Origin of the sequence: Bradyrhizobium sp. WSM3983, assembly GCF_000473045.1 — a bacterium.
GTDB lineage: Bacteria > Pseudomonadota > Alphaproteobacteria > Rhizobiales > Xanthobacteraceae > Bradyrhizobium.
In genome coordinates this window covers 30,577-50,855 of record NZ_AXAY01000030.1, presented here as the reverse complement: position 1 = coordinate 50,855, position 20,279 = coordinate 30,577, and the positions used below count along the sequence as shown (strand labels likewise).

General features: G+C 58.2%; 12 protein-coding genes and 6 pseudogenes. 5 read left to right on the top strand and 13 right to left on the bottom strand.

The window, feature by feature from the left end; all coding sequences use genetic code 11:
- Positions 1-336 precede the first annotated feature (336 nt).
- The 3 genes and pseudogenes from ectB to YUA_RS0132265 all read left to right on the top strand — a co-directional run bounded on the left by ectB (position 337) and on the right by YUA_RS0132265 (position 3,083).
- Positions 337-1,629, top strand: a complete 1,293-nt coding sequence (ectB, locus tag YUA_RS0132270) for a diaminobutyrate--2-oxoglutarate transaminase (RefSeq protein ID WP_245285311.1) — start codon at positions 337-339, stop codon at positions 1,627-1,629.
- 139 nt (positions 1,630-1,768) lie between these two features.
- Positions 1,769-1,915 (top strand): annotated as a pseudogene (locus YUA_RS52780) (transposase); the annotation flags it as partial.
- A gap of 103 nt (positions 1,916-2,018) precedes the next feature.
- Positions 2,019-3,083: a D-alanine--D-alanine ligase family protein gene (locus YUA_RS0132265; RefSeq protein WP_027534396.1), complete on the top strand. Its 1,065-nt coding sequence runs from the start codon at positions 2,019-2,021 to the stop codon at positions 3,081-3,083.
- A gap of 369 nt (positions 3,084-3,452) precedes the next feature.
- Here the strand turns inward: YUA_RS0132265 and YUA_RS0132260 are convergent, their stop codons facing one another.
- The 5 genes from YUA_RS0132260 to YUA_RS0132240 are packed head-to-tail and all read right to left on the bottom strand — an operon-like array spanning position 3,453 to position 9,084.
- A complete protein-coding gene (locus YUA_RS0132260) occupies positions 3,453-4,454 on the bottom strand; it encodes an ABC transporter ATP-binding protein (protein WP_027534395.1) in 1,002 nt (333 codons plus the stop codon).
- The gene (locus tag YUA_RS0132255; RefSeq protein WP_027534394.1) at positions 4,447-5,460 is read right to left on the bottom strand and encodes an ABC transporter ATP-binding protein; all 1,014 of its coding nucleotides are present in this window, start codon (positions 5,458-5,460) and stop codon (positions 4,447-4,449) included. Before YUA_RS0132255 ends, YUA_RS0132260 begins: the two co-directional genes overlap by 8 nt.
- Entirely contained in the window at positions 5,457-6,389 is a 933-nt protein-coding gene (locus tag YUA_RS0132250; protein ID WP_027534393.1) for an ABC transporter permease, read from the bottom strand. Before YUA_RS0132250 ends, YUA_RS0132255 begins: the two co-directional genes overlap by 4 nt.
- Before the next feature lie 14 nt (positions 6,390-6,403).
- A complete protein-coding gene (locus YUA_RS0132245; protein WP_027534392.1) occupies positions 6,404-7,405 on the bottom strand; it encodes an ABC transporter permease in 1,002 nt (333 codons plus the stop codon).
- Entirely contained in the window at positions 7,405-9,084 is a 1,680-nt protein-coding gene (locus YUA_RS0132240; RefSeq protein ID WP_027534391.1) for an ABC transporter substrate-binding protein, read from the bottom strand. Before YUA_RS0132240 ends, YUA_RS0132245 begins: the two co-directional genes overlap by 1 nt.
- A gap of 293 nt (positions 9,085-9,377) precedes the next feature.
- Here YUA_RS0132240 and YUA_RS52020 point away from each other — a divergent pair.
- Positions 9,378-10,191: pseudogene (locus tag YUA_RS52020) on the top strand (transposase); the annotation flags it as partial.
- A 395-nt stretch (positions 10,192-10,586) separates the two neighbouring features.
- Here YUA_RS52020 and YUA_RS49005 read toward each other — a convergent pair.
- A pseudogene (locus YUA_RS49005) lies at positions 10,587-11,551 on the bottom strand (IS630 family transposase); the annotation flags it as partial.
- A gap of 43 nt (positions 11,552-11,594) precedes the next feature.
- Here YUA_RS49005 and YUA_RS0132220 point away from each other — a divergent pair.
- On the top strand, positions 11,595-11,852 hold the full coding sequence (locus YUA_RS0132220) for a LexA family transcriptional regulator (protein WP_051383497.1): 258 nt from the start codon (positions 11,595-11,597) through the stop codon (positions 11,850-11,852).
- Positions 11,853-12,130: 278 nt separating this feature from the next.
- Here YUA_RS0132220 and YUA_RS47210 read toward each other — a convergent pair whose 3' ends face one another.
- From YUA_RS47210 to YUA_RS0132195, 7 genes and pseudogenes are all read right to left on the bottom strand, one after another.
- The gene (locus tag YUA_RS47210; RefSeq protein ID WP_027534388.1) at positions 12,131-12,445 is read right to left on the bottom strand and encodes a hypothetical protein; all 315 of its coding nucleotides are present in this window, start codon (positions 12,443-12,445) and stop codon (positions 12,131-12,133) included.
- Positions 12,340-12,570, bottom strand: a complete 231-nt coding sequence (locus YUA_RS52775) for a polysaccharide deacetylase family protein (protein WP_371259924.1) — start codon at positions 12,568-12,570, stop codon at positions 12,340-12,342. Before YUA_RS52775 ends, YUA_RS47210 begins: the two co-directional genes overlap by 106 nt.
- An 820-nt stretch (positions 12,571-13,390) precedes the next feature.
- Positions 13,391-13,810, bottom strand: a pseudogene (locus tag YUA_RS48995) (IS3 family transposase); the annotation flags it as partial.
- Between the two features lie 420 nt (positions 13,811-14,230).
- Positions 14,231-15,691, bottom strand: a complete 1,461-nt coding sequence (locus tag YUA_RS45675) for an amidase (protein WP_051383487.1) — start codon at positions 15,689-15,691, stop codon at positions 14,231-14,233.
- Positions 15,692-16,637: 946 nt separating this feature from the next.
- A pseudogene (locus YUA_RS50435) lies at positions 16,638-17,204 on the bottom strand (DDE-type integrase/transposase/recombinase); the annotation flags it as partial.
- A gap of 4 nt (positions 17,205-17,208) precedes the next feature.
- Positions 17,209-18,233: pseudogene (locus YUA_RS45670) on the bottom strand (hypothetical protein); the annotation flags it as partial.
- A 298-nt stretch (positions 18,234-18,531) separates the two neighbouring features.
- Complete coding sequence (locus YUA_RS0132195) at positions 18,532-20,046, bottom strand: porin (RefSeq protein WP_027534386.1); 1,515 nt, start codon at positions 20,044-20,046, stop codon at positions 18,532-18,534.
- Positions 20,047-20,279: the final 233 nt, after the last annotated feature.

The window sequence follows — 20,279 nt, the reverse complement described above, 5'->3', positions numbered from 1 at the left end:
GCTGCTTAGACAACCGGGACCACTTCACTCGAGCACGACACGGCAGGCTTGCTCTCCCCGCACATACCGCAGCTCGGAAACCGTCATCAAAAACTGAAGGGCATTTCGATTTTCGAAATGGACGACGGGCGCCTACGTGCAGGGTAATACCTCACTCTGAATCACAGGAGACTACCAGCATTAGCAGGTTCGTTATTCCCGGCTTTCCGCTAAATGAGCGGAGCCATTTTGGGATACACGTGAAACGCCGTACACTTTTGGCAGGTATGTCTACAGCTCGCGCAATCTGACAAGCGTGCACGTCAATTGAACCATTTACCTGCCGAGGAGACCACCATGGGCGGAGCAGTCAGAGAGCCACGCCAACTGAGAGTACTCGAAGCCCTGGAGTCAAACGTTCGTTCGTACTCACGTTCGTTTCCGGCTATTTTCAGTCGAGCGCGCGGCTCCATTATGTTAACGGAGGATGGTCGAAAGGTCATTGACTTCTTTTCTGGTGCCGGAGCGCTGAACTACGGTCACAACAATCATGAGATCAAAGCTGCAATTACTGAGTATCTAGCGTCGGATGCTGTGGTCCATGGGCTTGACATGGCCACTCCTGCAAAACTCGAATTCATGGAGACCTTCAATTCTGTCATACTTCGGGAACGGGGTCTGCAATACCGCTTCCAGTTCACGGGACCCACAGGTGCTAATGCTATTGAGGCAGCGTTAAAACTCTCACGCAAGGTCACAGGGCGACAAAATATCATTTCATTCACACAAGGATATCATGGCATGAGTTTAGGAGCGATTGCTGCGAGCGGTAATCGTTTTTACCGGACGGGTAGCGGCGTTTCTTTGTCCGGCGCAACTTTCATGCCGTATGATCGCTATCTTGGTTCAGCTGTTGACACGGCTGACTACCTGCGAAAGGCACTGCTGGACGAGAGCAGTGGCATCGACCTTCCAGCTGCCATTCTTGTCGAAACTGTGCAAGCAGAAGGAGGTATCAACGTAGCTGGCAGGGAATGGTTGCAGTCAATTCAGGCCATAGCAAGAAGTGTTGGGGCCCTTTTCGTAGTTGACGATATCCAAGTGGGCTGTGGTCGCACAGGCGAATTCTTTAGCTTCGAGTTCGCGGAGTTGTCGCCAGACATTGTCGTGCTGTCGAAATCGCTAAGTGGGTACGGTCTGCCATTATCAATGTTGTTGATAAAAGAGCAGTTCGACGCATGGCGGCCTGGAGAGCACACAGGCACCTTTCGAGGAAACAACCTTGCGCTTGTATCTGCAACCGCAGCTATAAACATTTATTGGCGTAGCCGGACTTTCTCGCAGGGTGTTCAACGGACGGGAGAAGACATGCGGCGCCGACTTGAGGCTATTGCATCCGAACATGGAAACGGTTTTGCTGTTCGAGGGCGGGGGATGGCGTTGGGGTTCGATTGCCAAGTGGCTGAAATCGCTGAGGCTACGGCACTGAAAGCATTTGAGAAGGGATTGATTCTCGAACGATGCGGACCTGATGATCAGGTCGCAAAATTTTTGCCTGCACTCACAATCGACTCTGAGACACTAAATCAAGGTCTCGAAATATTCGGAGAATCTTTGGTCGAAACACTGAAAAGGCCAGGGTCGTGGTGACGTGGCCGGAGTAAGTGGTGACGACGATAGGACTGCGCCGGAGCATCGGGTGATCAGTGGAGCTGGCCGGGGTTGCTGGGCCGATCACTCTGCGCTGATCTGCGCCGCAAAACCCGTTGGGGATTGATGCCGAGTAACCGCGATATTGGTCATCGACGACACCGCCTTGCCGAAGAAGGGATCGCATTCGGTCCGTGTCGCGCCGCAATATGCCTCGTCTCTCGGAAAGACTGCCAACTGTCAGTCGCTGATCTCGGCAACATTCCCTGTTCGCCAAAGCCCTCTCCCTTTTAGTAGTTGCAGATCGTCGTTGCTGGTGATTGCTTCACGCTATGCTTATTACGCTCGCGCGTTGATAAGTTTGTCCGAACCACACAGGAACGTTTGTGATGACCATACTAAACGTGGCATTAATGTTTGGCGGTCGATCTGCTGAGTACGATCTGTCAATGAGATCTGCTCGATTGATCTACGAAGCCTTAGACCGGAAACGCTATAATCCGATACTGGTCGGTGTCTCACGAGATGGCACGTGGCGACTGCAGGAGAATACGAAGAACTTTCCCTCACAATTGGATTCGTCGGGTCCTCAAATAATGTTCCTGCCAGGAGGGGGCGGCAAAGCACTTGTCGACCGCTGCAGCGATGATAACAGAATATGTCACGTTGACGTAGTATTCCCGATGCTTCCGGACGGTGTATTGGAAGGTGTCCTGGAAACAGCGCAGGTGCCCTTTGTAGGATCCCGGTTGCCCGCGCCAGCGATATGCATGGATAAGCAAATCATCAAACGAATATTGCGCGACGCTGGTCTTCCGATCGCACGGTCTCTGGCTCTGAGATCTCAAGAAGAGGTGAAGTTTCAGTTTGCTCAAGAAGCGCTCTGCAGCAGATCGGTATTTGTAAAGCCGGCAAGTTTTCATTCTTCTATCGGCATCAGCAAGGTAACTTGCGAATCAGAATTTCAGCCTGCCGTCAACCTCGCGTTTAGCTATGGTAGCAAGGTCTTAGTCGAGGAGTACGTGCAGGCGCGCGAGCTCGAGTGTGCGATTTTACAGGACGCAGAGCGACCGAGCGAATTATTCTGTTCATGGCCAAGTGAGATAATTCCAACTGATCAGCACGCCTTCTTCACGTATCAGGCGAAAATCGAGGGGAAGGGAGTAATAGTCAAAACGAAGGCGGAGCTTGATGAAGCGGTGGCTGATCGGATGCGCGCGCTGAGTTGCGAAGCCTTCAGAGTGATTTGCTGTGAGGCATTGGCGCGGGTGGATTTTTTTCTACGACCCAATGGGGAACTACTGATTAACGAGGTGACCACTATTCCCAGCCTTAATCCGTTCAGCATGTTTTCGAGAATGATGGAGGAAGCGGGCATCTCATACGCTGCGTTGCTACAGAGACTGCTTGAAGGCGCGATTAAGCGCTCTGAGCGAGCGAGGGCAGGCCAATGACCTGAGCCTAGATCGCCTTGTACAACAGGCCCTCGGCGATCGCACACTGATGGCAGGCTAGCGACGGGTGCACGCCGAGAAGGCCGCGGACATGGTCGACAACGCCGACCGGTCGACCGCATGCCACAGAGACAGCAACGGATAGAGTCTCTGGCAGCGTGATAGAAAGGGATCAGCAGTACATTGGCCCTCGAATACGCGTGATGTTAGATACCCGTCAGTGACAGATGTGTTTCCTCCGTCGCTCCTGCAGATGGTGAAGCCGTGGAGTTATCAGCCCGGGGAGACCGCGTCCGCATGCCTGTTTCATGATCGTTTCGTCTCTTGATAAATTACGGCTTCAGAAGTGATTTGCTGCTGTTGTCGCCTTCACTTCATCAACCAGCAAGCAGTGGTGTGCTCTGGGCCCACTTCAATGGTTGGCGGCGCGTCTTCGCGGCAGCGAGCGAAGGCTAGCGGACAACGTGGATGAAAACGACACCCATTCGGTATGCGTGCGGCGCTTGGAATCTCCCCCTTTAGTGCTGGCAACTTCTCTCGATCCGAGTGTCCGCGAACGTGCGGCGTGGCGTTTCTAAGCGCGACAGTATACGGATGACGGGGGCGGAAGGTGATATCGTCGGCAGTGCCAGTCTCTACCACCCGCCCAAGGTACATGACCGCAATTCGATCGGCGATCAACCATGCAACGGGCAGGTCGTGGGTAATGAACAGCAGCGCCATGTTCCGCTGCTGCCGGAGGTCCATCAGGACCTGAAGAATCTGTGCACGTATCGAGACGTCAAGCATAGAAACCGGTTCGTCGGCCACGATGAGGTCGGGCGCCACGGCAAGCGCTCCGGCGATCACGACTCGCTGGCGCTGCCCACCGGACAGTTCGTGTGGAAAGCGTGCGAAGAACTCCTCGGGAGGATTGAGGCCCGCCGCCGCATGAGATTGCCTGACACGTTGGGTGAGCTGGGTGTGGTCCGTAACCAGCCGCAGCGATCGCAACGGTTCTGCCACAATATCGAAGACGGTGTGTCGCGGATTGAGCGCTTGATAGGCATCCTGGAAAATCATTTGCACACGATGCCGGTAAGGACGCAGTGCCGAAAAGCCCTTCATCGAGGTCACATCGTCACCGTCAAACAGCAATCTACCGCCAGTTGGCTGAATTAATTTGGTGATGACACGGCCGAGGGTCGATTTGCCACTGCCAGATTCTCCAACGATTGCAACGATCTCGCCACGCCGGACGGCAAGGTCGACACCATCTACAGCGCGAACGGCTGCGCTAGGCCGTCCCAAAATATGGTCCAGCACCCCACCTCGGCCAGGGAAATGAACCTGCAGGTTCTCCAAACGCAGGATATCGGGAGCGTCAGGCATTCGCTAACGCCTTCTCTTCATGTTTCATGGGTGGGTGAAGGTAACAGGCGACGCGCCCCTGCTCCCACCTCTTAAGATTGGGAACTTCGGTCGCGCAAACCGGCATGGCAGACGGACAGCGTGAACGGAAGGCGCAGCCCGACGGCCGGTGCTGCAAGGTCGGGGGATCGCCTGGGATGGGCCGAACCATCCGTTTGCCGTGTTCCGGATTAGGAATCGATTCAATCAACAGCTTGGTGTACGGGTGCTTGGGATTCGCAAAAATATCGGCAACGCTACCGTCCTCGACGAGGCGACCGGCATACATGATCATCACGCGGTCACAGCACTCAGCTACTACCGACAGATCATGAGTGATCAAAATCAAGGCGAGATTTAGCTGCGATCGCAATGCAGTCAGCAGCTTGAGAATCTGCGCCTGTGTGATGACATCAAGAGCCGTCGTCGGCTCGTCGCCTATTACGATCGAGGGACTACACGCGAGTGCCATGGCAATCATCACCCTTTGGCGCATACCACCCGACAGTTCGTGAGGATAAGCGCGGCCGCGCTCCGCCGAGATGCCAACGAGTTCGAGCAGTTCCCTTGCTCTCGCTATCGCCTCGTCACGAGACATGCCGAGCTGAAGCTGGCATGGTTCCGCAATCTGTTTAATAATGCGGTGAACGGGATTGAGTGCATTCATTGCGCCTTGAAAGACGACGGAGATCTCGCTCCAACGATGTGGACGCATCGCAGCGTCATCGTCGATCGGGAGTCGATCTCCGCGATAACGCACCTCGCCGCCACTGACTGCAGCATTGGGAGGCAGCAGACCTGCAATTGCCATCGCGGTCGTGGTCTTCCCACTTCCCGATTCACCGACGAGTGCAACGGCCTCTCCGGCTTGGATTTCGAAACTCACGTCCCGAATCGTGGGCAATGAACTGCCCCTCAGCCTGTAGTCGACAGCCAAGCCTTCGACCGCCAAAATCGGCGCTTTGGCTTGTTGGCAAGGGTTTTTCACGGGATGGCTCTCCGGCGCGGATTGAAGGTGTCGTCGAGCGCATTGCCGACCAGTACGAAGCCGAGGGAGACAATGAGCACACACAGGCCGGGTGCACCGAAGTACCACCAAGCTCCGGAGCTGGCGGCGCCAGCGCGCTCAGCGAGGGAAAGCAGGGTGCCCCATGATGGCTGCAAGGGGTCACCGAGACCGAGAAATGAGAGCGCAGTCTCGGTGTAGATCGCATTGGCAACGACGAGGGCACCATTGGCTGCGACCTGCGGTACGAGGAGCGGCAGGAGATGATGCACCATGATGTTGAGATCATTGGTGCCTACGACCCTGGCGCGCTCAACAAACTGGCGTTCCCGCAATGACAACGTCTGGCTTCGTACGATGCGTGCAACAAAAGCCCAGCTCGTTGAGCCAATAACCAGAATGATCACGAAAAGAGAAGGGCGGAAACCAAGGATGTCTCCGCCTCGCCCAATTACTTCCAAAACCACGGGCGTGATAACCAGAGCCAGCACGAAGGATGGAATGACGAAAAAGAAATCCGTTGTGCGCATCAGCCAAGCGTCGATCCGGCCACCATAATAGCCTGAAGTCATGCCGACGGTGATTCCGACTATCAGGCTGATCACGGTCGACACCAGCGCTATCGTCAACGATGTGCGGGCACCGTGGACGATGAGATTGAGCACGTCCCGCCCGATCTCGTCTGTGCCGAGCAGGTGCTGGGTTGAGGGCGGTATGAGGAAGTCACCAGTTGCGGTGATCGCAGTCTGTAGGGGGCCTACAAGAGCGCCGGGCATTGCTGCCAACACGAGAAAGAACGCTAGGGCCAGTAGACCGAGCCAAGCGCCGTTATGGCCGAGGAATCGCCGCAGGAACGATTTTATCGCCTGTGTTCGGAGGTGCCGGCGAGATTCAGCAGTAAGCTTTGTCATCACCATCTCTGTCGTTACCGCACCCGCGGATCGAGAATGCCGTAGGCTAAGTCGGTGACGAGGTTCGCGACAACGATCGACAGACCGAGCAACAGGAATACTCCTTGAAGGACTGGATAGTCCCGCCCGTTGACCGCCTCAACTGTCAGGCTGCCGATCCCCGGCCACGCGAACACGGATTCGACGGTAATGGCGCCTGACACTATGTAGCCAAGATTGAGCGTTACCAACGTTACAACCGGCAAGAGCGCATTGCGGAAGGCATGGCGCATGAGCATTTGACCACTGGTCAACCCCTTGGCGCGGGCGGTCACCATATAATCCTCGGTCACAACGTCGCTCATCGCCGCGCGGGCAACTACTACATATTGCCCGATCAGCCCCAGCGCTATTGCAAGGACCGGAAGCACGAGGTGGCGAGCACGGTCCCCTAGCCAGTCGGGAAGATCCGCAGTCGCCGCACTCGGCGAATAGGAGCCGTAGCCGGGAAGCCACCCTAACGCCGTGCTGAAGACCAACACCAAGACCATGCCGAGCCAGAATGGAGGCGTCGAATACAGCGCCAGAGAGGTCCCTGAGACGACATGATCGATGGCTCCTCCCCGGCGCCAGCCCGCATAGATGCCGAGCATAACGCCGCAGAGGATAGCGATGACTTGTGCCACGCCGACCAGCGCGATGGTGGCAGGCAGCCGCTCCAAGATCAAATCGGCGACACGCCTACCGCTGAACTTGAAGCTGTAGCCTAGATCGCCCTGGAACGTCGTGGACAGGTAGTTTAGCAACTGGTCCGGGATCAATGGTCTGTCGAGCCCCCAGCTCTTGCGCTGGGACTCGATTTGCTCGGCTGAGACTGAATTGCGCGCCCCCGCCAATAGCATATCGGCGGGGTCGCCCGGAATGACCCGGAACAACAAGAAGTTAAGTATTGCCACCATGAAGAGTGTTAAGATCGCTCTGAAGGTGACATGCCCGATGCGCCGGCTAGTCCGGCCTCCTTGCAGACTGCCGGCCATCACACTGCCTTCAGGCGATCAAACGGGAAGTACCCCCACGACGACACAGCGTCCTCAGTTCCCCAACCCTGAATGCAGTCCTTCCGATGGGCGTGGAGCTTGAGGGGATAACACAGCATAATATAAGGCGCTTCTGTGTAGATGAGGCGCACCGCCCGATCCACCAACTCCCTGCTCTTCCTGAGATCTACAGTGACATCGACCTGAGACAGAAGCTGCTCGAACTGCTCGTTGCTCCAGTATGAGCGGTTGTTTCGGTCGCCGCGTTTGCCCAAGACGAGTATGTCATGAGGAGCGGGAGAGAGCCAATTGCCGCCAACAGCCAGATCCCACTTTCCACCACCATTCTCCGGCGCTGTCAGGCGGGAGCCGAGCGCTCCCGAATCGAGCTGGGTCACCGATACGGGAATAGCGATTTGTCCTAGCCAACCGGCGATCAGCTGCACCACCGCGATCGGCATCTCTTGGGTACCCGAGTCCGTTCCCGTGATTAGCTCAAGCTGAAACCTTTTTCCTTCCTTGTCCTCGCGGACGCCGTCTCCGTTCGCGTCCCTGTAGCCGGCGGCATCAAGCCGGCGGGCCGCCTCCTTCAGATCGAAGCGGCGCCTTATATCGCTCAGGTCGGAAAAATAGTCCTCCGCCGCGGGCATTACTAACCCTACGCCGGCGTCGGCATGCCCGCGAAAGCCACGATCGACGATTGTCTGGAGATCGATCGCATAACCGATCGCGTCGCGAAACGCCGGATCCTGCAAGGCCTTCGTGCTGCCTTCCCCGCGCCCAGACGCAGTGTTGAAGGCTAGAAAATTCCGCTGCTCGATTCGCGATTGACCAACCGCAACGTTAGGATCTTTCGAGAGGTCCGCCCATTGCGCCGCCGTGACACTAGCAACATAGTCGAGGTTACCGCTCTTTAGACCTTGGACTAGGGAATCTGCTGTATTCAAGAGGCTCAAGATCACGCCTGCCGTCGCCGGCTGCCCCGTGCGGAAGTACTGGTTTGGCGTAAGGCGGACGAACTGACCTTGCTGGAACTCCGATACGATCATAGGCCCCGTCCCTATGAGCGGCGCCCCATTGCGGAATGTGCTACGCGCGGCGGCGTGACTAACGTCCTTCCAGATGTGCTCTGGAACAATCATTATGACGTTATCGGTTGGCCACCGAGTGGGGACCTTGGTCACAATTTGCAGGGTTTCCTGGTCAATGGCCGCTATGGACGCCACATTCTCCAATCCCGTCGTGTTGTTCCAGCCGACGTTCAGCTCGTTGGGCGTGCCTATGGAGTCGCGCAGATAATTGTAGGTGAATGCGGCATCCCCGGCTGTGGCAGGCCTTCCGTCCGACCATTTCATGCCGGGCCAGATCTTGAAAGTCCAGGTTACCTTATCGTCTGCAACCGACCACGCTTTGGCGAAACCCCTCCTGTCTGGATGACGCTGCGCATCCACACCGACAAGGAAGTCATAGGTGAACGCAGTTGGCCAGAAAGAAGACCATGTGGCAAATGGGTTCAATGAGGCAGGGGCCAACTTAGCGCCGACGCGCACGATCCTATCGCCACACGACGATGCGAGCGCCGCGGAGTTCATGACCCAGGGCGCAACTGATCCGAAAACCATAGCCTTTACGACCGCGCGGCGACCGACGGCGCAAGAACTGGTGTACTTGAAGCGCATGCGATTCCCTCCCATCCCTAACGCCGTGATCCCGCTCGACTGCGGCTTTCATCTGTTGAGCAAAACACTCACCCAAGCTCCAAGTCGATTTTCTCCGATGTGACGGCTCACATTGCCGAAATTCTGCTTTGATTGGCAGAAAGCGAAGTTTTCATGCTAGCAGGCGCTGATGTGAGCGAAGGCAATAGACACGATCTGAGCTTTGGAACGATCGAGCCGGCACAATGAATCGCCCAACCCCGCGAACGCATTGCAAAGGGGAGGCTTAGGCTTTTCCAGCCGGCGATCAACCGCGAGGATATCATAGGCGCGCGATCGATCAGGAGATCCAACAGGCGCTAGAGTACGAGTTTGCCGCTCTCGATCCGCCGATCGACCGCCGTCAATTCCGCCGAAAGAAGCGGCCGCGGGCGATCGTCGTTGCACGCACTTTATGCGATCCGCTCAGAGCGGCTTCTAGTCGCATAGTTGGAAAACGAGCTGCCGTTCGGTTGGTTCGTTCGAATCGGTGTCCACGACGCGGCCCTTGAACCATTCGGTGTTCTCGAAGCGTCGCGACCGGATGCTGGAAGGCGACATCGCGGCCAAATTCCTAACGGTGGCGCTGGCACGGCCCAATGCGAAGAATCTGTCGAGCGGTCACGTCTCGGTCAATGGCACGCCCATCGAGGCCGGGCCTCGATGAAGAGCGTCAAGCCCAAGGACAGCTCGCGCGAATCGCCAGCGCAAGGCGGCGGACGCCGAAGCGAACCTACAGGCCAGAATCGTTCGAACGACATCCGCAATTTGACGCCGACCTCGAAGCTAGTGCTCACCGCAACGGTAAAGGCAAGGAGACGAAGGTGTGCTTCATCGAAGATGGGCTGATGGAAAGCGTCACGGCCTGATCGTTGACGCTTCCTTGACGCTGGCTGGCGGGCATACCAAACGAAACGTTGCACCTCATCGAGCCTCGTGCTGACAGACAGCGGCGATCACGCTAGGCACAAGCTACGATGCAGACGACTTCATCAACGAGCACCGATCTATGAACGTAACGCCGCATGCTTCGCAGAACACAGCGGGCGCAGCCCTGCCATTGACGGGCGAACGACCTGGAACAGTGCCTAGGGCGTCTATCAGCGTATCCGCAAGCGCATCGAGGAGGCACGACGAGGAAATCGCGAAACACGCGAAACGCGGGCCTGATCACGTTCGGCGGACCAAATTCCGTAAAAGCTGATTCGCCTCGGCAAAGCCCACTCTTCCACTATCATCAATCCGGAACTAGACGACCGATTCCGTGAACTTGGCGGTCATGGAACGGGAGGCGTGTTCGTGGATTCCTCGTTTGCGATTGACTGAACGAGGAGTTTCACCATGGCAGGATGGCGGCAAGCGGTCGAGTTGGCAATGACCGATGAGGAGATTGAAACGTTGACGGCTCTTTCGCGGTCGAGGACCGAACCGGCGAGCCGGGTGTCGCGGGCCGCGATGCTGCTGGCCTACCGCGAGAATCCGTCGATCCTGCGATCGAGGCACTGTCCCCGGAAGACGCCGATCTCGATCTCAACCATGTTGAGCCAGCTTGCATGCTTGGGGGTGTAGTGGAACTTGAGCCGCGGCAAGATCCGCCTGGCTTCGGCAGTTGGGAACGCCTGATAGAGAGCGCCGGCAGAATGGGTCGATAGATTTGTCCTGGACGACCCGGATCGTCTCGGCGTCGGGATAATGGATGTCGACGAGGTCGCGCATGCATTGGGCATAGTCTTCCGCCGCCCGCCGCGACCTTGCGCCAGGGACGATGCACGTCGAGGAGAACGAAGAGGTTGACGGTGCCATTGTGACGATACTCGTAATGGTAACGTTCGAGCCGTCCGGGCTCGACCGGGATCGGCTGACGGACCTCGCCGATGAGCTGCACCGGGCTTTCGTCGAAGCACACCACCGGCCGCTTGGGGTCGGGCGCCTCGGCGTAGAGGTCGAGCACGTCCTCCATGCGGGCGACGTATTCGCCGTCGACCTGCGGAATGCACCACATGTCCTTGCGCCAGGGCTTGAGGCCATTTTCGGCCAGGCGCCGCCGAACCGTCTCGTGCGACAGGCTCTTGTGTTCGGCGAGCTTGACCATTGCGCCTGCCAGCAGCTCGAGCGTCCAGCGGGCACGGCCCTTTGGCTGACTGGTACAGGATGTCGCCACCAGCAAGGCTTCTTCCTTGCCCGTGAGTTTGCGCTCCGCTCCGGGACGCGGCTCCTCGCTCAGCGCCCGCTCCAGATTGCCTTCCACGAAGCGCCGCTTGGTCCGGTACACGGTCGAGCCGCCCACACCGACGCTCCTTGCGATCTCCTCGTCGCTGGCTCCGCCATCAGCGGCCAGTAAAATCTGTGCCCGCTTGAGCTTGCGGGACGCATGCTTGCCGCCGCTGAGTAGCGCCCTGAGTTCAGTGCACTCGATTTGGCTGAGTTCGACCCGATAGCGTACATTCATGGCGTGCCTCCTCGTTCGAGGCACGCACGAACAACTGAATCGGATGGCCGGCGTGAGTCCTACGGCAAAAACCTCCACGCCCAAGCAGGGGCAGTATCTGGCTTTTATCCACCTCTATACCCGGCTGCATCGCAGGCCCCCGGCCGAAACGGACATGCAGGAATATTTCCGCGTCAGCCCGCCGTTGGTTCACCAGATGGTGCTGACGCTGGAACGCGCTGGCCTCATCAAGAGACAGCCCAGGACCCCTCGCAGTATCGAGGTCCTCGTTGATCCCAAAAGCCTGCCGGAGCTAATCTGACCGCCGCGGGGCGCAACCCGTCAAAATCACTGTGCAGAGCCACTAGCTGGATTAGCCGAAAGATTGTGCCTCTTTCACATTAGCACCATTTAGGCTCCGCGTCTTCGGCGATCTTGTTCTGTTGAAAAAGCACAGCTGGTCAACGACACTCGGATCGCAAAAAAGCCGCCGCATTGCTGCCTCCCCGACGAACCATCAATGTCTAGCAACCGAGGGCGCGCTCGCTGGGCAGGACGCCTATCAAAATATCCCAGAATGGCTTCACGCTCGTGCTCGCATCAGGGCCGTCGTCCGCGCCTGCGCATCGTGCAGCAAAATGATGCCTTCCTTGCGGTATCGAGCCGCTCGGCCACCTTCTTCAGTTCCTGCTCCGGGATCTCCCCATCGCTCGCCCAAAAGGCGGTGTCGAACGCGACGATGACGTGTGACCGCAAGTGGTCTAGCAGCTCGGGCGTCAAATCGACATAAGGGAAGCGGAAGAACGGCGTCAAGGGCGAGAGGCCGTTGAGCCCTGTTTCATCCGCCGCAACACTGCGATCAATGACGTCCTTCGCCTGCTCGAATTGAGCTTCGAAGCCATCTGATGCGACCATCTAGGGTGTGCGACCTTATGGCCTTCTGCAGCGATATGCCTGACTAGAGTGGGAAACTCGGTCGAGGATTTGCTGACGAGGAAACCCGTGGGGCGCACGCGCTCCTGCGCGAGGGTTGCCAGCACCTTCTGCGTAATCCGGGGCCAAAGCCGAGAACGACCTAGTTGTCGGCCGCAGGCAGGTCCGCGGAAAGCTCTTCAGCCCAACGCGCGGATAAGTCTTCGGATCGACAGCGAGTACGCGCGAGGTGAGCAGCGCGGCCACGAAAAGTGAATTCTGTTTCTACGCGTGCAAGGGAAACAGCAGGTCAAACGCCCGTGACGAACACAGAATTAGAAAGACCAGCAAGACCGATGCTCTGGTAAGCATCTCCGACACCTGCAGCTCCGCACATCGCATAGGTGACCGACATATACTGCTGGAAACTGTAACGGCTCGGACGGTTCGTATACACGCCAGTCGCGTTGATCGTGTCTCCAGCACCGGTCCGAATATTTGATCGACAGGCCCAGCTGACCAGGCCAGCCCCACTTGTCTCCCGGATGACTCGGCGTTTCGTCGGCGCCATAGCAAACGGCGTCATGCGCGGCACCCGACGCTTGAAAGAGGCCCCGAGCCTAATCAACGCGAACCATGGCGATGAGGTCAGGAGAGCGTACTCCACCGATATCATTCACACCACACGCACCGGCCGCAAGCCCGGCGGTTGCGCCACTCACGTTGCACACACTGGTTGTGTGTTGGACGACTAGATGCAATCAACAGTAACGATCTCGTCGCCGGCATACCCAATAGGAATGGCCTTGTCACTGGTAACGGCTACCGTTGGAGCGGGAGCGCGTCACATCGCTGCGCTCGCATCACCGCATTCCGGCGTTCGAACCTGCTGATGACGGGATCGAGCGGTGGCTCAATTTCGGCAACGCCGCGTGGCTTCTCAGGATCGCGCGCGCGTGGGTTGACGATGCCCGTGAGCTCACGGGCAACGCGCCGCCTGCAGATCGACGTCGTCAACGATGTTGAGAATGCGGAAGCGTCGTCCGTTGGTGAACGGATCATGAAACGAAGTCCAGCGATCAGCGCGCGTTGGGCCTCGCGTCGACCTGGATCGGAGCAGGGGGTCCCCACAACCTTTCGGCAAGCCCGCCGTTTGCGGACGGCGAGCGTTCCTCGCGAAAAGCCGGTAGATCCGGTTGATTCCCGATGGCTCGCCCTCTCGCCGCAGCAGGACAAACAGCCGGCAATAGCCAAAACGCCGCCGCGCGTGGCGAGATCGCGCAGAGCCACGTCCGGAGGGCGGCTGGGACGATAGCTAGTCATCTTACGATTCGCGCCCACGATCGAGCACAGTCGACCATGACGCAGGTCGGGGGCAATCTCGAAAGCCGAGGTCGACAATATGATTTGGCACGTGCCGTTGGAAGCAGCCGCTTCAGATCGGTGACGGTCATCGATGAGATCTCGCTCGCTCGGGTTCCGGCAAGTAAGTCATTATTCGGCTGTGTGAGGATGCCGCCGGTCCAGTCGACCTCGCGGAAGGTCGTCGCGCAGCACGATGATACGGTCGACGATCTAGGCGACCGACAGCCGTACAGTTTGGGGGACGGCGGAAGCCTTGAGGTCAAGACGATTGTGGTGAGGGCGCGCACCGGCGCCCGGGCGCAACACGCCGCATCATCCGCCGTTGACTCGCCGGCATCCGGCAAGAAGATTGTGGTGTTCCGCCGATGCCTATTGACTGATCTGGGGCTGCAACATGGAAGCGCCGTGCTCGCGTTGTCGGTGTCACTCGTTGGACGGCGCGCTAGAAGGCCGCCGCATCGTCGGTGGCTCTCGATGGTTCCAAGGCAACATCATCTCCAGTCGCTCGGCAACCGTCAGCAACAGGTCATCGGCGCCCATATCGGCTACGAGCTGAACTCCCACTGGCATGCCCTCTGCTGTGCTGTGAAGCGGTAGCGAAATACTGGGCTGACCTGTTAGGTTAAACGGAAATGAGAAAGCCATCTGCCGCATCTCGGTCAAGGTAGTTTGCGCGATGGTCTCCTTTGCCCGCGCTTCGATCAGAACGGGCGGCTCGCAGACCGTTGGTAAGACGAGCAGATGGTAGTCGTTCCACCAGCCCATGGCCGAAACCGCCCAAGATCTTCGGCGTTTCGCAGCAAGAAGGTAACCCTCCAGTTCTGGCATTCCGGCCGCAGGATGTGCCGTCTCCCACAAGAATGGCTCAACTTCGTCTTGCCGTATCGCCCGTCCCGCGACAGTCTCGAGATGACCGAGAGCACCGATGGCCCCTACAGTAAGAAGGTCGTGGTCGCCGCCCCAGAGTGCGTCGTTCGCCGCGAAGATCGACGGTGCGGTATCCGCGACGCTGAAGCCGAGACGTTCGAGGACCGGAATGGTTGCATCAACTGCACGGTGGCAATCCGGATGCGCCTCTACGCCCCCCATCGTCCTCGCGATGCCGACGCGAAGGCGCGGCAGGTCCGGCGGACCACCGTTCGTAGGATGCTTTGGTCTCGCCCCTGACGTGAAGAGGCACCTCGCATCTTCGCCCGCCAGAACGCCCAGCAAGGCTCGCGTGTCTCGTACGGTGCGTGTCAGGACGAATGCATGCATCCGATCATTGATGTTGGGCTCCGGCAACTGGACGAGCCCGCGGGTCGGCTTCAGCCCGATCGTTCCGCAAAACGAGGCCGGTATCCGAATGGATCCGCCGCTGTCCCCCCCTGTCGCGACTGGAGCCATTCTCGCCATGACAGCCGCTGCCGAACCGCCCGAAGAGCCGCCCACCGAGTAGCGGAGATCCCACGGGTTGCACGTCGGTCCAAAGGCCGCCGGCTGGGTGGTCGTAGAAAAGCCGAGCTCCGGCGTCTTGCTGACCGCCACGGTGATGAAGCCAGCCTTGCGCAAGCGCGCACCAATTGGTGAGTCCGCCGGCGAGATGTAGGGGCGCTCCTTCAGGACGCGGTTACCTGCAAAATACGGGATTCCGTTTTGCGTACTCGAAAGACTGTCCTTGAGGATCAGAGGCACGCCCGCAAAAGGCGCCGACAAGTTTGCACTCGCCGCTTCCTTACGCGCCTCCTCAAATCGAGTATGAACCAAAGCTCCGATCTCTGGCTCGAGGCGCTCGATCTGCCGAATCGCGGCCTCTACCAAATCGACAGGAGCGACATCGCCCCGGCGTACCGCGGCGGCTTGGGCGACTGCGTCCGAGGCTGTGAGCGAGTCTATCTCAGTCATGGTGATTGGATCCGAGAGGGAGCTGCAATGGCAGCATTGAGGCGGGGATTGATTTTCGTGGTGAACCTCCCGAATTGGATGCGTCAATTCCGAGAGCGTTACTTCGCCCATTCTCACGAGAGAGGCCAAGCCAACCGCATCGAGATCGAAATATTTGGCTCAATCTCATGGTAGTCTCCCTTTTTTGGCGAGCTGTTTCAGCTCTATGGCTTCGCATGATCTGATCGTTGGCGCCTGGCAGGCGATCCGAATTGTAGCGCCTGGCTGGACGCAGGCTCGTGCCAGCGTTCAGCCGCGAGCGCAAACGGTCCAAGAGAGAACGCAATGACACGCCTTGCCTGCCGTAAAAACTCGCGCCGCCTCACACGGGAACGTAACCGTCGATGAGATGATTCTCGAGAGGAAGGCCGCCCCGAACACTATCGAGCAAGTTTGCTCTTCGTCTCCTGGCGAATCCTCTTAGCTGCAACCATTCGTCCACGTTTTCATGCGTGCTTCGTCGACAAACCCTGAAAGCTCGATGCTGGTCATATGAAACACGATCTGATGGATGTTTTCGGCTCATTCCGGCGATCCAAGCCGAAACTCTGCGTGAAATGAGCTTTACCGCGCCTCTTGTGCGGCCGTGGTAACTCAGTCCGACCGGCATGCGATGTGAGATGCGGTCGCGTCTGGTGGGCGAGCTATTGTTGGCTGTGGACGCACGGCGACGAACTGTGCAAAAGCGCATCGAACTGGGGTAGAGGTCAGCGCACGTATCGCGCACGAGACAATCCTAGGAGAGAGAAGAGACCCACCGGAGCCCTCTCACCCCACGCTGGTCATTTTCGGGAGATAGGTTTGGCCGCCGAGTGCCTGCTCGACGAGATCAAAGATGTCGAAGAGCACACACAGGCTGGTGAGCCGGGCCGGCCTTGAACTGAGGGAACCGCGCCGCGCGCAGCAAGCTTTCAACGAAGCCGTTCTGCATCGGCTTCCCGGCGCGATAAAATGCCAGTCGATGACACTTTTCCTTGCACCAGGCGAGCATGTCATTGCAGATGAATTCGGTGCCGTGATCGGACACGACATACCGGGTTTGTCACGCCGCTCGACGATCGCCGTCAACTCGCGGGCGACGCCGTCGGTCCGAGATGGAAGTATCCGAAATTGCGCCCAGACATTCCTTGGTGACGTCGTCCGCGATGTTGAGGATGCGGAAGCGCCGGCTGTTAGCGAACTGGTCGTGGAAGAAGTCCAGTGATCAGCGCGCGTTGGGCCTCGCCTCGACCACGATCGGGGCACGGGCCCCCACAGCTTTGCGGCCAGTCCGTCGCTTGCGGACGGTGAGCCCTTCCTCGCGGTAACGCTGGGTTGATCCCCGATGGCTCTCCCTCTCGCCGCAACAGGACGAACAACCGGCGGTAGCCGAAACGCCGCCGCTCGTTGGTGATATCGCGCAATCGGCCGCGTAGAGCCGAGTTCGGCGGGGGCTGGAGCGATAGCGGATCATCTTCCGATCAGCACCCGCGATCAGGGCTCTGGAACAGGGCAGCGGTCGACGGACCGATCGCTCGCCGTCGGCGATCACTCTGGCGGGAGCCCATTGGCCGTAGTGCCGATGGGCGCTGGGCATGTGGTCAGTAATGGTGCTATGGCCCCGCCGGTTGGGCGCGCGGGCGTGGCTGGCGATCCGGTCGTTGTGGAAGATCTCGACCGTTCTGTCGTCGATGCGCGCATCGACGAGCTCACGGATGAGCCGATACGGGCCGACCCGGCATCGCTTCCAGCGCGCGAAAGCGGAAGCCGGGTCAGGCAGCTTTGTGAGCTTGCGCTTATCGAGCTCGGCATACAGTTCGGCGCGGCTGGCGCCAAAGTCGCGCATCTGCCGAGCATTGAGCTCGACGACGAGTATTTTGATGGCCGTGTTCAGCTCCGCCAATGAAAAGAAGCGTTGGTTAGTTGCACAGCCGCGCCAGAATCCATCGCTGGGTGACTTGCGCTGCAACTTCGACCTTTGCCTTATACTTTGGGCATCGCGGCCGGGCTGCGAGAATGGCGGTGCCGTAATGGCTCGCCATCTCGGCATAGTTCGGTTGAGGGCGGGATCGTGGCGGTCGGGATTGGTGACGGCGGCCTTGAGATTGTCGCAGACCACGAATGTCGGCGCGCCGCGGAGGAAGGCGAAAAGTTGATGTGAACCGGGATCCAGTCGGCGAGCCGCTCGCTTGGGCAAGGCCTCGGCGTATGTATAACTGGAGCGCCCATTGCCGCGACGAACAGCTTCATCGACTGCACTTCCCCACTTGAGGGGTCGATGACGTCGCCGCTGCGGGTTCTGCGATGCAGGCCTCGGCGCAGGGAAAAGCAAGAGCTCCGGGTCCTCGTCGGTCATTCCGGCTGGCAACGGACAGTTCAGCCCGGCAGCCCCGGTTTGGCGCAGATAGCTGTGCACCGCACCGTTGCCCAGGGTGTGCGCGATGATTCGCTCCGACAAGCCTTGAACATGCTTTAAGCAGAAAACCTCTTTGATCCGGCGCATCGACAATCTCTGGATGTGAATCGGCCTTTCGTTCACTGACGAGACAGTTCCTAAGCCGGTTGAGGTTGTCGGCCGAAGCGAGCTGAGCCGTTGAAAAGTTGCTCACAATCCTGCGAAATCCGTGCTCACGATCCCGCGAACATGCAGGTCTATATGCGCGAACGTAGGATAGCCGGCTCGCAAATTCACGTAGATAAGAACATCAGCAGAAAATTCATTTATACTTAAAAGGCCTCCGGCGGGCATGCCGGAGGCCTTCTTGGAGGTTAAACTTAGATTTATAGAGCCGCTTCGTTTCTCCTTCTAGGCTGACATTGATCTACCAGTTACGCTGAGCGCGAAGCAGTAGAGTGAGAGCATTCTGGTCCTTCAGCTCATACGCAGCACCCGGCTTGGCGATAGTCGACTGCAACGGCAGCGTCACAGTGCTTCCGCTCGCATACTTTTGGTCGAGCATCATGTAAGTGAGGTCGGCCGAAAAAGTCAGGTTCTTGACCGGCGTCCAGCGTGTGATTACACCCACAGCCGAATAGTTGAAATCGGGGTTGCAGCCGCCAAGACCGCTGGAAAGCGCGAGGGTTGCGACGAACGCGCCGCAAATATAGCCCTTAGCCGTGCTGTTATACCGCACAGCACCCCATGCGCCGTAGAGAGCGGTGTTCCAGCGGGGATCCCAGTTGTGGGTATAGGCACCCTGGAAGCCGTAGGTCGCGGTCAGCTGCTGGCCGGAGCCAGCCACGAAGACTGAGTCAGAGAGACCTGCAAGGCCGACACTCTGGTAAGCACCCGCTATTCCCGTGCCACCGTACATTGCGTAGGTGGTCGACATATAGTCCTGGAAGTTGTAACGACTTGCACCATTCGTATATACGCCTGACATGTTGATGGTATCACCCGCACCGGTCGGGAGGTTCTTGATCGACAATGCCAGCTGACCAGCCCAGCCCCACTTGTCGCCCGGATGGCCGGTCGTCTCATCCGCACCATAGTAAGCAGCATGATTGTCATGTGCGGCGACCGAAGCCTGGAAGAGACCCCAGGCATGGTCAACGCGAACCATGGCAACGAGGTCAGGAGACCGCGAACTGCCGATGTCGTTGGCACCGTACGCGCCGGTCGCGAGACCCAGCGCCGTCGCAGCGCTCACATTCCAGATGTTGCTTGTGTCATGGTTGACTTGATCCTGGGCCGAGAACGAGGCCGTGATGCCCTGCCCGAAGTCAGCGGTATAGGTAAACTGGTTCACGGCGTCCCAGCCGCCGCCGCCCGGCAAAGCGTCGAAATTGTTTCCCGGATAGTTGGTCCAAGGCGACGAGAACTGCGACTGCGCCTTACCCAACGTGAAGCCAGCAAACTGAATGAAAGCGTAGTAGACACCAAGCGTACCGCCAGAGATCGCACTAGTACCGGTATAGATGGTCGAGCCATTCACGGCAGAGCTGGCAGCGCCAGCATAGCCACCCGAATTCCAATTGAAGACAGCATCAAAGAAGGTGCGAACCACGCCGTATTCGGTCGCGGTGCGTGTATCAATGTTCAGATCTTCACGGGAGCCAGTGGTGTAGTAGTTACTGAGGCGATTTCTCGCGCCACCCAAACCGCTACTGGGTGCGTCATAGAGACCGTTCGTGTTCAGCGAGGTTTGGACACGCAGATAACCGCCGATCTTGATGCAAGTATCAGAACCCGGCAGGTAGTAAAATCCACTGCCATACAGGGAACAAATCTTCACGTACTCGACTGGCTTTGCCTTCACAGGAAGATCAGCCGCCTCCGCTCCAGCGCCAGCGAGCATGGCCGCAGAGCCCAGGATGAGATGCTTCGTCAGTTTCATGGATGAACCTCCAAGTTGGAAACGTCGTTTCCGTCCTTCAAAAATCCGCCGCTGCTGACCTCACCCCACGGGCAGGGTTGCTCGACGGAACGACTTCGAGGCGCCCCCTCGTTGTCGAACTATATGTACTTAGCTATATCAATTAATTCAATTAATTATTTGGTATCCCCCTCACTTGAAGCTGGAATGTATCAATTCAGCAACATGTCGCGTCGAGCGCCTCAATCGTATCC

Excerpts from the sequence above, each read along its gene's own strand:
- YUA_RS0132260 (WP_027534395.1), bottom strand. The coding sequence starts at position 4,454 with ATGCCTGACGCTCCCGATATCCTGCGTTTGGAGAACCTGCAGGTTCAT.
- YUA_RS0132265 (WP_027534396.1), top strand. The coding sequence starts at position 2,019 with ATGACCATACTAAACGTGGCATTAATGTTTGGCGGTCGATCTGCTGAG.
- YUA_RS47210 (WP_027534388.1), bottom strand. The coding sequence starts at position 12,445 with ATGGTCGCATCAGATGGCTTCGAAGCTCAATTCGAGCAGGCGAAGGAC.
- YUA_RS0132240 (WP_027534391.1), bottom strand. The coding sequence starts at position 9,084 with ATGCGCTTCAAGTACACCAGTTCTTGCGCCGTCGGTCGCCGCGCGGTC.
- ectB (WP_245285311.1), top strand. The coding sequence starts at position 337 with ATGGGCGGAGCAGTCAGAGAGCCACGCCAACTGAGAGTACTCGAAGCC.
- YUA_RS0132220 (WP_051383497.1), top strand. The coding sequence starts at position 11,595 with ATGGCCGGCGTGAGTCCTACGGCAAAAACCTCCACGCCCAAGCAGGGG.
- YUA_RS0132250 (WP_027534393.1), bottom strand. The coding sequence starts at position 6,389 with ATGACAAAGCTTACTGCTGAATCTCGCCGGCACCTCCGAACACAGGCG.
- YUA_RS45675 (WP_051383487.1), bottom strand. The coding sequence starts at position 15,691 with ATGACTGAGATAGACTCGCTCACAGCCTCGGACGCAGTCGCCCAAGCC.
- YUA_RS0132195 (WP_027534386.1), bottom strand. The coding sequence starts at position 20,046 with ATGAAACTGACGAAGCATCTCATCCTGGGCTCTGCGGCCATGCTCGCT.
- YUA_RS0132245 (WP_027534392.1), bottom strand. The coding sequence starts at position 7,405 with ATGGCCGGCAGTCTGCAAGGAGGCCGGACTAGCCGGCGCATCGGGCAT.